This is a genomic window from Mesorhizobium sp. P2_H9 (assembly GCF_056403215.1).
Genome location: NZ_JBFUFX010000009.1, coordinates 254,361 through 267,816, shown reverse-complemented (window position 1 = coordinate 267,816; position 13,456 = coordinate 254,361). Strand labels below are relative to the sequence as shown.

Here is a 13,456-nt window from a genome sequence, read left to right as displayed (position 1 = left end):
CTTCGTCATCCACGGGCGGAGCGGGAGCGAAGCGGACGCGGAGACCCGAGGATCCATGCCGCGACTTCAAAGCGCTGCTACGGTGCAGAACTAGCTCTGGCTGGGCGCGACGATCATTCTGGACCGCCGTGCTCTTTGGCGACCGTCACGGCATGGATTCTAGGGTCTGCGCCGCGTCGCTGCGCTCCTTGCTTCGCCCTAGAATGACGAAATCAATATGCGCTTCGCTAATCTCCATCGTCTGCGGCAGCCCCAGGCGCGATCTCGCCTGTTACCCCTTCGGCTTCAGCCCGTCGATGAACAACTGTTCCAGGAAGCGGGCGGCATCCTCGAAGCGGCCGTCGCCGCCGCGGTCGGCGCCGAGCACGGCGCGAACCTGGACGTCGAAATCGGCATAATGCTGGGTCGTTGCCCAGATCGAGAAGATCAGGTGCCAGGGATCGGTCTTGGCAATCTTGCCGGCGCGCATCCAGCCCTTGATGACTCCAGCCTTCTCATCGACCAGCGACTTTAGCTCGCCCTCCAGCAGCGGCATGATGCGCGGTGCGCCCTGCAGGATCTCGTTGGCGAACAGCCGGCTCTCCCTGGGAAAATCGCGCGCCATCTCGAGCTTGCGCCTGATGTAGCTGCGCAATTCGGTCAGCGGATCACCGATGTCGTCGAGTTCCCTGAGCGGCGCCAACCAGGTCGCGAGCAACCGCTCCATCAGCGTCTCGTGGATGTCTTCCTTGCGGCGGAAATAATAAAGCAGGTTCGGCTTCGACATGCCGGCGGCCTCGGCGATCTGGTCGATGGTGGAGCCGCGAAAGCCATTGGTGGAGAAGACCTCGAGCGCCGCCTCCAGGATGAGCTCGCGCTTTTCCTGCTGGATGCGGGTGCGGCGCGGGGCGGGGACTTCCATATCGGCGCTCACCCCGGCAGCCCTTGGCTTCGAGGGTCATCTGGACCAATTCTCTGGACCAGTTTTTCTCTGACCTGTGGAGCGCACTTCAGATGCCGCATTTCCGCTAGTAATCCCTTGACCGCCGACAGGGCGGTGCTAACGTTTGTCCAATCGGTCAAAAATTTGCGTAGCACGAAATCGCAACAAAGACCAAGCGTTGGCCGCAGCGAAACAGGTTACAAGGGGAAGTCTTGGTCATGTCCAACCGGCTGAAAGTCACGCCGAACGATCTCAGCGCATTCTGGATGCCGTTCACGGCGAACCGGCAGTTCAAGCAGGCGCCACGCATGATGGTGTCCGCCAAGGACATGCATTACACCACCAGCGACGGCCGCAAGGTGCTGGACGGCACCGCCGGACTGTGGTGCGTCAATGCCGGCCATTGCCGGCCGAAGATCACCGAGGCGATCCAGAGCCAAGCCGCTGAACTCGACTATGCGCCGGCCTTCCAGATGGGCCATCCGATCGTGTTCGAACTGGCCAATCGGCTGGTCGACATCGCGCCGAAGGGCATGGACCATGTGTTCTTCACCAATTCCGGATCGGAATCGGTCGACACCGCGCTGAAGATGGCAATCGCCTATCATCGCGCCAAGGGCGAGGGCGCGCGCACGCGCCTGATCGGTCGCGAACGCGGCTATCACGGCGTCAATTTCGGCGGCATCTCGGTCGGCGGCATCGTCAGCAACCGCAAGATGTTCGGCACGCTGCTCGGTGGCGTCGACCATATGCCGCACACCCATCTGCCGGAGAAGAACGCATTCACCAAGGGTGTGCCCGAGCATGGCGCGGAGCTGGCCAACGAGCTGGAGCGCATCGTCGTCCTGCATGACGCTTCGACAATCGCCGCCGTCATCGTCGAGCCGGTCGCCGGCTCCACCGGCGTCATCCTGCCGCCCAAGGGCTATCTGCAGAAGCTGCGCGAAATCTGCACCAAGCATGGAATCCTGCTGATCTTCGACGAGGTCATCACCGGTTTCGGCCGCCTCGGCGCGCCGTTCGCCGCCGACTACTTTGGCGTCACGCCCGACATCATGACCACCGCCAAGGGCGTTTCCAACGGCGTCATCCCGATGGGCGCGGTGTTCGTGAAGAAGGAAATCCACGACGCCTTCATGACCGGCCCCGAGCACATGATCGAGTTCTTCCACGGCTACACCTATTCGGGCAATCCGATCGCCTGCGCGGCGGCGCTCGGCACGCTCGATACCTACAAGGAAGAAGGCTTGCTGACCCGCGGCGAGGAACTGGCGCCCTATTGGGAGGACGCGCTGCATTCGCTGAAGGGCGAGCCGAACGTCATCGACATCAGGAACATCGGCCTGATCGGGGCGATCGAGCTGGCGCCGATTGCCGGGCAACCGACGAAGCGAGCCTTCTCGGCCTTCGTCAAGGCGTTCGAGCGCGGTGCACTGATCCGCACCACCGGCGACATCATCGCGCTGTCGCCGCCGCTGATCATCACCAAGGGCCAGATCAACGAACTGATCGACCATGTGCGTGAAGTGCTGCGAGCGGTCGACTAAAACTTGACCGGGCAAAGGGCGGCGTCGGGAACCGCCGCCTTTTGCGTGAATGAAATGAGAGGATCTTGAATGGCCGCACCCGGCGAGAATCTGCGAATCAATTCAGACCGTTTGTGGGATTCCATCATGGAGATGGCGAAGATCGGCCCCGGCGTTGCCGGCGGCAACAATCGCCAGACCGTGACCGACGAGGACGGCGAGGGACGGCATCTGTTCAAGCGCTGGTGCGAGGCGGCGGGGCTAGAAATGGGCCTTGACGAGATGGGCACGATGTTTGCCCGCCGCGAAGGCACCGACCCCAGCCTGCCGCCGGTCTATGTCGGCAGCCATCTCGACACCCAGCCGACCGGTGGCAAGTATGACGGCGTGCTCGGCGTGCTCGGCGGGCTGGAAGTGGTGCGCTCGCTCAACGATCTAGGCATCAAGACCAAACATCCGATCGTCGTCACCAACTGGACGAATGAGGAAGGCTCGCGCTTTGCCCCGGCGATGATGGCGTCCGGCGTTTTCGCCGGCGTGCTCGACCAGGCCGACGTCTACCAACATGTCGACAAGCAGGGCAAGAAATTTGGCGAGGAGCTGGACCGCATCGGCTGGAAAGGCACCGAGAAGGTCGGCGATCGCAAGATCCACGCCTTCTTCGAACTGCATATCGAGCAGGGGCCGATCCTCGAGGACGAGGGCATTGATATCGGCGTCGTCACCCACGGCCAGGGGCTGAAATGGCTGCAGGTGACGCTGACCGGCAAGGAGGCGCATACCGGCTCGACGCCGATGCCCAAGCGCCGCAACGCCGGACTTGGCATGGCCAGGGTGATCGAGCTGGTGCACGAGATCGCCATGGACTACCAGCCCGACGCCGTCGGTGCGGTCGGCCACATGGAAGTGTTTCCGAACTCGCGCAACATCATCGCCGGCCGCACCGTCTTCACCGTCGACATCCGCTCGCCGGAAAAGGAAGTGCTGGACGCGATGGACGGCCGCATCCGCGAAGGCATCGACACGATCTGCGAGGCGCTCGACATCCAGTACAAGATCGAGCAGGTCGGCCATTTCGACCCGGTCACCTTCGACGCCGGTTGCGTCAAGGCGATCCGCGATGCCGCCGACCGGCTTGGCTATTCCCACCGCAACATCGTCTCCGGCGCCGGCCATGACGCCTGCTGGATCAACCGCGTCGCGCCCACCGCCATGGTGATGTGCCCTTGCGTCGATGGTCTCAGCCACAACGAGGCAGAGGACATCTCCAAGGAATGGGCGTCGGCCGGTGCCGACGTGCTGTTCCATGCGGTGGTGGAGACGGCCATCATCGTGGAGTGAGCTGAGAAAATCTGGATTCCACGCCGCTCGCAAAGAAGCGCGAAGAGAACAGGGGAACAAGAAAATGTCGAAAGTCATCAAGAACGGCACTGTCGTTACCGCCGACCGCACCTGGAAGGCGGACGTGCTGTTCAAGCACGGCAAGATCATCGCTATCGGGCCGGACCTGCATGGCGACCATGAGTTCGACGCCACCGGCTGCTACGTCATGCCGGGCGGCATCGATCCGCATACCCATCTCGAAATGCCGTTCATGGGCACCTATTCTGCCGACGATTTCGAATCCGGCACCCGCGCCGCCCTTGCCGGCGGCACGACGATGGTGGTCGATTTCTGCCTGCCGTCGCCGCAGCAATCGCTGCTCGAAGCCTTGCAGATGTGGGACAACAAGACCTCGAAGGCTGCCTGCGATTATTCCTTCCACATGGCGATCACCTGGTGGGGCAAGCAGGTGTTCGACGAGATGGCGACCGTCGTCGACAAGGGCATCACCTCGTTCAAGCATTTCATGGCCTACAAGGGCGCGCTGATGGTCGACGACGACGAGATGTATGCGTCGTTCCAGCGCTGCGCCGACCTCGGCGCGCTGCCGCTGGTGCATGCCGAGAATGGCGACGTGGTCGCCGCTCTGTCGCAAAAGCTCCTGGCCGCGGGCAACAATGGGCCGGAGGGACACGCCTATTCGCGGCCGCCGGAAGTGGAAGGCGAGGCGGCCAACCGCGCCATCATGATCGCCGACATGGCCGGCGTGCCGCTCTATATCGTGCATGTCTCCTGCGAGCAGGCGCACGAGGCGATCCGCCGGGCGCGGCAGAAAGGCATGCGGGTGTTCGGCGAGCCGCTGATCCAGCATTTGACGCTGGATGAAAGCGAGTATTTCGACAAGGACTGGGACCATGCGGCGCGGCGCGTCATGAGCCCGCCCTTCCGCAACAAGTTGCACCAGGATTCGCTGTGGGCCGGTCTGCAGGCGGGATCACTGCAAGTGGTGGCGACCGACCACTGCGCTTTCACCACCAAGCAGAAGCGCAACGGCGTCGGCGATTTCACCAAGATCCCGAACGGCACCGGCGGGCTCGAGGACCGCATGCCGGTGCTGTGGACGACGGGTGTCAACACCGGCCGGCTGACGATGAACGAGTTCGTCGCGGTAACCTCGACCAACATCGCCAAGATCCTCAACATGTATCCGAAGAAGGGCGCCATCGTCGAAGGCGCGGACGCCGACCTCGTCGTCTGGGACCCCAAGCGCAAGAAGACAATTTCGGCCAAGAAGCAGCAGTCGGTGATCGACTACAACGTCTTCGAGGGTTTCGAGGTGACCGGCCTGCCGCGCTTCGTGTTCTCGCGCGGCGAACTGTCGATCCAGGAGGCCGAGGTCAAGGCCAAGCCCGGCCATGGCGAGTTCGTTGCCCGTGAGCCGAATGCGGCGGTCAACCGGGCGCTGTCGACCTGGAAGGAAATTTCTGCGCCGCGCAAGGTCGAGCGTACAGGCATTCCGGCGACCGGGGTTTGAGCTTGGCCAGCAAGGCGGCGCTCATTTCACTGGTGGTAGCAACCATGGCCGCCGGTCCGGCAACGGCGGCTGGCATGCTGGCTGGCTCCTGGGGCAATGATGTCGGCTGTGCCGGCGTCAAGGCCGGCTATCAGGACAGCGACGCCTATATCGTTCTGACCGCCGAAGGCATCGAAACCTATGGCAGCGGTTGCCGGTTCGAGCAGCAATTGACCTCGGTGCCGGGTGCGCAATCGCTTGATGCAACCTGTTCGGCGGAGGGCGAGGCGGGGACGACGACCGAAACAATTGTGGTCACCAATAGGGGTGAGGACGGTTTCTTCGTCACCATTCCCGGCCTTGAAGAAATGGGGCCATTGCAATCATGTTTGTGAATTTGGGCACCAGGGGGATGAGCTTGCGCGGTTTTGGTCTGTCCATTTCGATGATTGTCGTGCTGGCGGCGGGCTCGGCTTCGGCGGCGGCGATCGACCTGTCCAAGCCCTATGGCAACAAGTCCGGCTGCATCAACAAGAACGGCCAGGAAGTCTACGCCGAGGATATGCTGCTGCTCACCGACACCGATTTGATCAACGCGGCCAGCGCCTGCACCTTTAGCGACAAGCAGGCGAAACCTGATGGCTCGCTTACCATCAAGGCGCAGTGCGAAGCGGAAGGCGAAGACGGCCAGTCGCCAACCGAGTTTACCGTCAAACGCAGCCCGAAGAACGCCAAGAAACTGGTGATCACCGATGCGGACGGCAATGTCATGGGGGAAGTGTCCCGATGCCGGTGACGGCTTCTGCCCCGGCGCCGGCCTCACGCGACCAGCGCATCCAGCTCCGGCAGCAGGACGACGCTTTCCTGTTCGTTGGGATCGGTGCGGGCAATGACGGCCGAGGACGGGGCGTTGCTCAGATTGGCCGGCAGATGCGGTACGCCGGCGGGAATGTAGAAGAGGTCGCCGGCCTTGACGATGATGTGGTTCTCGAGCCGATCGCCATACCAGGTATGGACTTCGCCGGAGAGCACGTAGATCGCGGTTTCATGGTTCTCATGCAGATGCGCCTTGGCGCGGGCGCCGGGCGGCATGGTGAGCACATGCATGCAGATGCCGGAGGAGCCGACCGACTCCGTGGCGATGCCGGCGAAATAGGTCAATCCCTGCTTACCTTGGTAAGTGCTTTCAGGGCGGATAAGATGACAGGTGGGTTTGGGCGACATCGGGGTAACTCCGGGCGTCTATCTGATGGGGCAAGGCGAGTGGAAAGCAACACCGGGGCAAAATCAATCGGATTTCAGTCTGCGCCGCAGCGGCGGGAAACGGCAGGCTGCAGCCGATGACAGGGACTTCGCCAGCCGTCGTTTCGGCAAGCAAACTCGGCCTGACCTTCCAGACCAATGACGGTCCGGTGCAGGCGCTGTCCAATGTTGACCTGACCATCGGCAAGGGTGAATTCGTCTCCTTCATCGGTCCGTCCGGCTGCGGCAAGACCACCTTGCTGCGCGTCATCGCCGACCTGGAGAAACCGACCTCGGGAACGATCTCGGTCAACGGCATGACGCCAGAGCAGGCGCGCGAAAAGCGTGCCTATGGCTACGTCTTCCAGGCGGCGGCGCTGTTTCCGTGGCGCACCATCGAGCGCAATGTGGGGCTGCCGCTGGAGATCATTGGCCTGTCCAAAACGGAGCAAGCCGAGCGGATCAAGCGCACGCTCGACCTCGTCAACCTCTCAGGCTTCGAGAAGAAATATCCCTGGCAGCTTTCCGGCGGCATGCAGCAGCGCGCCTCGATCGCCCGCGCACTCGCCTTCGACGCCGACCTTTTGCTGATGGACGAGCCGTTCGGCGCGCTGGACGAGATCGTCCGCGATCATCTCAACGAACAGCTGCTAGAACTTTGGGAGCGGACCAACAAGACCATCTGCTTCGTCACCCATTCCATTCCCGAGGCGGTGTATCTGTCGACACGCATCGTCGTCATGTCGCCGCGGCCGGGCCGGGTCAGCGACATCATCGAATCGACGCTGCCGAAGAAGCGGCCGCTCGACATCCGCGAGACGCCGGAGTTTCTGGCGATCGCGGCGCGCGTGCGCGACGGGCTGCGGGCAGGGCATAGCTACGATGATTGAGGGGATGCAGACCGGGCTTCTGCCTCCGCCTCACGAGGGAGCGGCCAACCACGCCTTCGTCATCCTAGGGCGAAGCAGCCGCGAAGCGGCGTGCGCAGACCGGGCGGCCACCCATGCCTTCGTCATCCTAGGGCGAAGCAAGGAGCGAAGCGACGCGGCGCAGACCCTAGGATCCATGCTGTTACCTTCGCGCCCCGCAACGGTGCAGAATACACCACCTTCCGCCACGTCGTGCTTGCTGGGTATTCTCAACCGTTTTGACCCTTCGGCCAACGTCACGGCATGGATCCTAGGGTCTACGCAGGCCGCTTCGCGCCTGCTTCGCCCTAGGATGACGAAGGCGTGGTGGGCCGCCCGCGTTACGCGGGGCGGGCGCCTCGCTTGCGAGGCCCGCTAGATGGACACGTTTCGCGACAAGCTCATCCCCGTAACCTCGATCCTCGCTGGCGTGGTGGTCCTCTGGTACATCATGGCCGTTGTCCTCAACGCGCCGTTCCAGCGCGATCTCGACCGCCGCTCCAATGAGGCGCCGGCGGTTGTCGAATTCATCGGCAAGACGCTGTCACAGCCGAAGCCGACATTGCCGGCGCCGCACCAGGTTGCGGTGAACTTTTTTGAAAACACTTTCCTGCGGCCCATCACCTCGAACCGCAGCCTCGTCTACAATGCCTGGGTGACGCTGTCGTCGACGCTGCTCGGTTTCGCTTTCGGCACCGCGCTCGGCATCATCATTGCGGTCGGCATCGTGCATGTGGCGACGCTCGACCGCAGCCTGATGCCGTGGATCATAGCCTCGCAGACCATTCCGATCCTGGCGGTGGCGCCGATGATCATCGTCGTGCTGGGGGCGATCGGCATCAGCGGGCTGATCCCGAAGGCGCTGATCTCGACCTACCTGTCGTTCTTCCCGGTGGCCGTCGGCATGGTGAAGGGGTTGCGCTCGCCCGAGATCATGCATCTCGATCTGATGCACACCTACAATGCCAGCGGTTCGCAGACCTTCTGGAAATTGCGGGCGCCGGCTTCGGTGCCGTTCCTGTTCACCTCGATGAAGGTGGCTGTGGCTGCGAGCCTGGTCGGCGCCATTGTCGGCGAACTGCCGACCGGTGCAGTTGCCGGCATCGGCGCCAAGCTGCTGGCAGGCGCCTATTACAGCCAGTCCATCGATATCTGGTCGACGCTGGTTGCCGGTTCGGTGGTGGCGGCGTTGCTGGTCATGGTGGTCGGTATCGCCGGGCGCATCGTCGACCGCGCCATGGGCGGGAGGCCGGCATGACCTGGCTGAAGCCCTCCTGGCAAGCGGTATTGGCGATTGCGTTGTGTCTGATTGCCATCGCGCTCGGCGCGATGTCGAAGCTGGAAGCGGCGGCGTTGGCGCAACCCGAGGCGTCTTTCGATTATCCCTACCTGGTGACGAAGGGGCTGATGTACGGCCTGCTTGTGATCGCAGCGTTTGTCTCAATGACCAAGCTGCCGGCCATAGTTGAAGCTCTGGTGCTGTTCGTTGGCGCGCATCTCACCGCCTGGCTGTTGATCACGGGCATAGACGGGTTCGAAGGCACGGCACTGTCGCCGTATTTCCTGGTGCTCGCCGCAGCGTGGCTTCTGGGGTGGCGCTGCGTGGCGGTGCTGTCTTCCCTGCGCCCTGTGGCGAATTGGGCGAAGACGGCACTACGCCTGATCATCCCTGCCATCTTCGGCGCCTGGATCCTGATCCTCTGGGAAGCGATCACACGTGGCGCCGGCATCCCCTTCATCCTGCTGCCGCCGCCAAGCGCCATCGGCGCGCGCATCGCCGGTTCGCTGCCGGTGCTGGCCGCCGATGTCCGGCAGACGATCTTCAAGGCGGTGATTTTCGGCTATGTCGTCGGCAGCGGCGCAGGCTTCCTCGTGGCCATCGCGGCCGACCGCGTGCCGTTCCTGCGCCGCGGCCTGCTGCCGATCGGCAACATGGTCTCGGCGTTGCCGATCATCGGCGTCGCGCCGATCATGGTCATGTGGTTCGGCTTCGACTGGCAGTCCAAGGCGGCGGTGGTCATCATCATGACCTTCTTCCCGATGCTGGTAAACACGGTCGCCGGACTTACCGCCTCCGGTCACATGGAGCGCGACCTGATGCGCACTTATGCGTCCGGCTACTGGCAGACGCTGTTCAAGCTCAGGCTGCCGGCCGCCGCTCCTTTCATCTTCAACGCTCTGAAGATCAACTCGACGCTGGCGCTGATCGGCGCCATCGTCGCCGAGTTCTTCGGTACGCCGGTGGTCGGCATGGGATTCCGTATTTCGACCGAGGTCGGGCGGATGAACATCGACATGGTCTGGGCCGAAATCGCAGTTGCAGCACTTGCGGGTTCGGTCTTTTATGGCGTGGTCGCTCTTTTCGAGAGAGCCGTCACGTTTTGGCATCCCTCTGTCCGTGGTGGATAGGGGCGGTGGGTTTAGGGTGTTAACTTCAGAGGGTAAAAACATGAAAAAACTGATTATTCCGATGCTGGCCGGCGCGATGTCGCTTGCCGCGTTCCAGGCAATGGCCGCCGACAAGGTGACGTTGCAGCTGAAATGGGTCACGCAGGCTCAGTTCGCCGGCTACTATGTCGCCAAGGCCAAGGGTTTTTATGAAGCCGAAGGCCTCGACGTCGAGATCAAGCCGGGCGGTCCCGACATTGCGCCCGAGCAGGTGATTGCCGGTGGTGGCGCCGACGTGATCGTCGACTGGATGGGCGGCGCACTGGCCGCACGCGAAAAGGGCGTGCCGCTGGTCAACATCGCGCAGCCGTTCAAGAAAGCCGGCATGGAGCTGGTCTGCCCGAAGGACGGCCCGATCAAGACCGAAGCCGACTTCAAGGGCCACACGCTCGGCGTCTGGTTCTTCGGCAACGAATATCCGTTCTATGCCTGGATGAACAAGCTTGGCCTGAAGACCGAAGGCGGCGCCGATGGCGTCACCGTGCTGAAGCAGAGCTTTGACGTGCAGCCGCTGATCCAGAAGCAGGCGGATTGCATCTCGGTCATGACCTACAACGAGTACTGGCAGCTGATCGATGCCGGCTACAAGCCGGATCAGCTGACGGTGTTCAACTACTCGGCCATGGGCAACGATTTGCTTGAAGACGGGCTCTATGCCTCGGAAGACAAGCTCAAGGATCCGGCCTTCGAAGACAAGATGGTGCGTTTCGTGCGCGCGTCGATGAAGGGCTGGAAATACGCCGTCGACAACAATGACGAGGCGGCAGGCATCGTCATGGACAATGGCGGCCAGGACGAGAACCACCAGAAGCGCATGATGGGCGAAGTCGCCAAGCTGGTCGACAATGCCGACGGCAAGCTCGATCCGGCGACCTACGAACGCACCGCCAAGGCGCTGCTCGACCAGAAGATCATCACCAAGGAGCCGACCGGCGCCTATACGACCGCCATCACCGACAAGGCGATCAAATAAGCCTGGCAGTATTCCGATCTCGAAAACGGCGCCTCTGAGAGAGCGGTTCGAAAGAACCGCTCTCTTTGTTTGATGCATGTCGTTGCCCCCAAAACGGCTGCCCACTTTTGGGCGACATGCATTGTCAGAGGCGCCGTTCCTTTATGGTGTTCATGACGAAGCTGGTCTCGATCGAGGCGACGCATTTCAGCCGCGCGATCTTTTCCTTGATGAAGCGCTCATACTGTTCGAGGCTGCCCGTCACCACTTTCAGCACATAGTCGCGCGATCCAGTGACGAGGTGGCATTCCAGCACCTCTTCCCAGCCGCGGATCGCGTCCTCGAACATGACGATCTCGTCTTCGTTCTGGCGGCTGAGCCGGACGGTGGCGATGGCGACCATGCTCCAGCCGAAGGCGGCGGGATCGATCAACGTGGTGTAGCCTCTGATGACACCGGTTTCCTCCAGCCGCCGCACGCGCCTCAAGCAAGGCGACGGCGACAGGCCGATGCGCTCGGCAAGCTCGTTGTTGGTGATGCGCGCGTCGGCCCGCAATTCATGCAGGATCTTGCGGTCGAAATCATCGGCTATCTTCTGCTGCATTTTTGCGCTCTTTCAGCAATTCGTTGCGCAAATGCAGCCATGGCAGCCCGGAAATAGCAAGGACTGCGTGCCGGAGATCGCATAAATTGCCGCGCGATATCACTCGAGAAGCAGGAAACAGCCATGCCCGCGCCACGCCCTTCGAAAACCCATATCGGCAACCACAAGCTCCACCCGGAGACGCTGATGCTGAGCTATGGCTTCGATCCGCAGCTTTCGGAGGGCGCCGTCAAGCCACCCGTGTTCCTGACCTCGACCTTCGTGTTCAAGTCGGCGGAAGAGGGACGCGACTTCTTCGACTACACGTCCGGCCGCAAGGAACCGCCGAGCGGCACGGCGTCCGGTCTGGTCTATTCGCGCTTCAACCATCCCAACTCAGAGATCGTCGAGGACCGGCTGGCGATCTATGAGGGGACGGACGCCTGCATCCTGTTTTCATCAGGCATGTCGGCGATCGCCACGACACTGCTGGCCTATGCCCGCCCGGGCGACGTCATCCTGCATTCGCAGCCGCTTTACGGCGGCACCGAAACGCTGTTGACACGCACGCTTTCCGGCTTCGGCATCGGTGCTGTCGGCTTCGCCGATGGTGTCGACGAGACGGCGGTCCGCGCGGCTGCCGAAGCTGCCGTCGCGAAAGGCCGCGTTTCGGTCATCCTGATCGAGACGCCGTCAAACCCGACCAACAGCCTGGTCGATATCGCGCTGATGCGGAGGATCGCCGACGAGATCGGCGCCGGGCAAGGGTCGACGCCGATCATCGTCTGCGACAACACGCTGCTCGGCCCGGTGTTCCAGCGGCCCATCGAACACGGCGCCGATGTTTCGGTCTATTCGCTGACCAAATATGTCGGCGGCCATTCCGATCTGATCGCCGGCGCGGCCATGGGCAGCAAAGCGGTCACCAAGCCGATCAAGGCGCTGCGCGGTGCCATCGGCACGCAGCTCGACCCGCATTCCTGCTGGATGCTTGGCCGCTCGCTGGAGACGCTGTCGATCCGCATGGAGCGGGCGAACGACAATGCGCGCATGGTCGCCGAATTCCTGCGCGATCATGCCAAGGTCGAGAAAGTGCATTATCTGCCGTTCCTGGGCGAGGATACGCAAGCGGGCCGCGCCTATCGGGCACAGTGCACCGGCGCCGGCTCGACTTTCTCGTTCGATATACGCGGTGGCCAGAAAGCGGCTTTCGCCTTTCTCAACGGGCTGCAGATATTCAAGCTGGCGGTAAGCCTCGGCGGAACGGAATCGCTGGCCAGTCACCCGGCGGCCATGACCCATTCGGGTATTCCCTTCGACGTGCGCCAGCGCATCGGCGTGCTCGAGAGCACGGTCAGACTGTCCATCGGTGTCGAGCACCCGGACGATCTGATCGCCGATCTGACGCAGGCGCTGGCGGCCGTCTGATTGTTGGCTTCGACGTATCCAAGAAGGGGCGGGTGACCGCCCCTTTTTCGTCGCTGCGGTAACATCTACGTGTGCCGGGATACATCGCGTCGTTCAGCCGTTGCAGTGAAGTATCCGCGCGCCGGGGAGCCGCGGTGGATGCGTCAACCAACGGAGGTCCTTCATGCACATTCAATCCTTGCCGGTGCTTTCGGCGTTCGCTGTTTCGACAGCCCTGCTGTTCGCATCGCCGGCCATGGCCGATATAGTGAAGTACAAGGCGACGCTCGATGGCAGCCAACAGAGCCCGCCTGTCACCACCAAGGGCAAGGGAACCGCCACATTCACCTTCGACACCGCCAAGAAGAAGCTCAGCTGGAACGTCAAATATTCCGGCCTCAGCGGGCCGGCGACGGCTGCGCATATTCACGGTCCGGCGGCGGTGGGTGCGAGCGCACCTCCCGTCATCCCGTTCAAAGGCAAGCTCAAGAGCCCGATCAAGGGTTCGGCCGAGCTGACCGACGCGCAGGCCGCCGACCTGGCGGCCGGCAACTATTACGTCAATGTCCACACCGCCGCCAACAAGGACGGCGAGATCCGCGGGCAGATCGAGGCGGCGAAGTAGCGCAAGA

14 protein-coding genes are annotated in these 13,456 nt (G+C 62.6%); 11 read left to right on the top strand and 3 right to left on the bottom strand.

Going from position 1 to position 13,456, the window contains the following annotated elements; genetic code table 11:
- Positions 1–271: 271 nt before the first annotated feature.
- The gene (locus tag AC1DXN_RS18535) at positions 272–901 is read right to left on the bottom strand and encodes a TetR family transcriptional regulator C-terminal domain-containing protein (protein ID WP_477275063.1); all 630 of its coding nucleotides are present in this window, start codon (positions 899–901) and stop codon (positions 272–274) included.
- 239 nt (positions 902–1,140) lie between these two features.
- Between AC1DXN_RS18535 and aptA the strand changes: the two genes are divergently transcribed.
- From aptA to AC1DXN_RS18510, 5 genes are all read left to right on the top strand, one after another.
- Positions 1,141–2,469, top strand: coding sequence for an omega-aminotransferase AptA (gene aptA / locus AC1DXN_RS18530; RefSeq protein ID WP_477275061.1), 1,329 nt, complete (start codon positions 1,141–1,143; stop codon positions 2,467–2,469).
- 69 nt (positions 2,470–2,538) lie between these two features.
- Positions 2,539–3,789, top strand: coding sequence for a Zn-dependent hydrolase (locus AC1DXN_RS18525; protein ID WP_477275059.1), 1,251 nt, complete (start codon positions 2,539–2,541; stop codon positions 3,787–3,789).
- Positions 3,790–3,853: 64 nt separating this feature from the next.
- The gene (hydA, locus tag AC1DXN_RS18520) at positions 3,854–5,305 is read left to right on the top strand and encodes a dihydropyrimidinase (protein ID WP_477275057.1); all 1,452 of its coding nucleotides are present in this window, start codon (positions 3,854–3,856) and stop codon (positions 5,303–5,305) included.
- Complete coding sequence (locus AC1DXN_RS18515; protein WP_477275055.1) at positions 5,302–5,679, top strand: hypothetical protein; 378 nt, start codon at positions 5,302–5,304, stop codon at positions 5,677–5,679. The genes hydA and AC1DXN_RS18515 overlap by 4 nt, the downstream gene beginning before the upstream one ends.
- Positions 5,670–6,080, top strand: coding sequence for a hypothetical protein (locus AC1DXN_RS18510; protein ID WP_477275053.1), 411 nt, complete (start codon positions 5,670–5,672; stop codon positions 6,078–6,080). Before AC1DXN_RS18515 ends, AC1DXN_RS18510 begins: the two co-directional genes overlap by 10 nt.
- A 23-nt stretch (positions 6,081–6,103) precedes the next feature.
- On the opposite strand, the gene AC1DXN_RS18505 is transcribed toward AC1DXN_RS18510, so the two are convergent.
- Positions 6,104–6,508 carry a cupin domain-containing protein gene (locus AC1DXN_RS18505; protein ID WP_477275051.1) on the bottom strand — a complete coding sequence of 135 codons (405 nt, stop codon included), beginning with the start codon at positions 6,506–6,508 and terminating at the stop codon, positions 6,104–6,106.
- 116 nt (positions 6,509–6,624) lie between these two features.
- Between AC1DXN_RS18505 and AC1DXN_RS18500 the strand changes: the two genes are divergently transcribed.
- The 4 genes from AC1DXN_RS18500 (at position 6,625) to AC1DXN_RS18485 (ending at position 10,855) form a co-directional block, all read left to right on the top strand.
- Positions 6,625–7,416, top strand: coding sequence for an ABC transporter ATP-binding protein (locus AC1DXN_RS18500; protein WP_477244521.1), 792 nt, complete (start codon positions 6,625–6,627; stop codon positions 7,414–7,416).
- Positions 7,417–7,813: 397 nt separating this feature from the next.
- A complete protein-coding gene (locus AC1DXN_RS18495) occupies positions 7,814–8,692 on the top strand; it encodes an ABC transporter permease (RefSeq protein WP_477275049.1) in 879 nt (292 codons plus the stop codon).
- The gene (locus tag AC1DXN_RS18490; protein ID WP_477275047.1) at positions 8,689–9,843 is read left to right on the top strand and encodes an ABC transporter permease; all 1,155 of its coding nucleotides are present in this window, start codon (positions 8,689–8,691) and stop codon (positions 9,841–9,843) included. The genes AC1DXN_RS18495 and AC1DXN_RS18490 overlap by 4 nt, the downstream gene beginning before the upstream one ends.
- 40 nt (positions 9,844–9,883) lie before the next feature.
- Entirely contained in the window at positions 9,884–10,855 is a 972-nt protein-coding gene (locus tag AC1DXN_RS18485; protein WP_477244526.1) for an ABC transporter substrate-binding protein, read from the top strand.
- A 124-nt stretch (positions 10,856–10,979) separates the two neighbouring features.
- On the opposite strand, the gene AC1DXN_RS18480 is transcribed toward AC1DXN_RS18485, so the two are convergent.
- A complete protein-coding gene (locus tag AC1DXN_RS18480) occupies positions 10,980–11,438 on the bottom strand; it encodes an Lrp/AsnC family transcriptional regulator (RefSeq protein WP_477244528.1) in 459 nt (152 codons plus the stop codon).
- Between the two features lie 123 nt (positions 11,439–11,561).
- On the opposite strand from AC1DXN_RS18480, the gene AC1DXN_RS18475 reads away from it, so the two are divergent.
- Positions 11,562–12,845, top strand: coding sequence for a cystathionine gamma-synthase family protein (locus AC1DXN_RS18475; RefSeq protein ID WP_477275046.1), 1,284 nt, complete (start codon positions 11,562–11,564; stop codon positions 12,843–12,845).
- A gap of 163 nt (positions 12,846–13,008) precedes the next feature.
- On the top strand, positions 13,009–13,449 hold the full coding sequence (locus AC1DXN_RS18470) for a CHRD domain-containing protein (protein WP_477275044.1): 441 nt from the start codon (positions 13,009–13,011) through the stop codon (positions 13,447–13,449).
- The last annotated feature ends 7 nt before the right edge of the window (positions 13,450–13,456 follow it).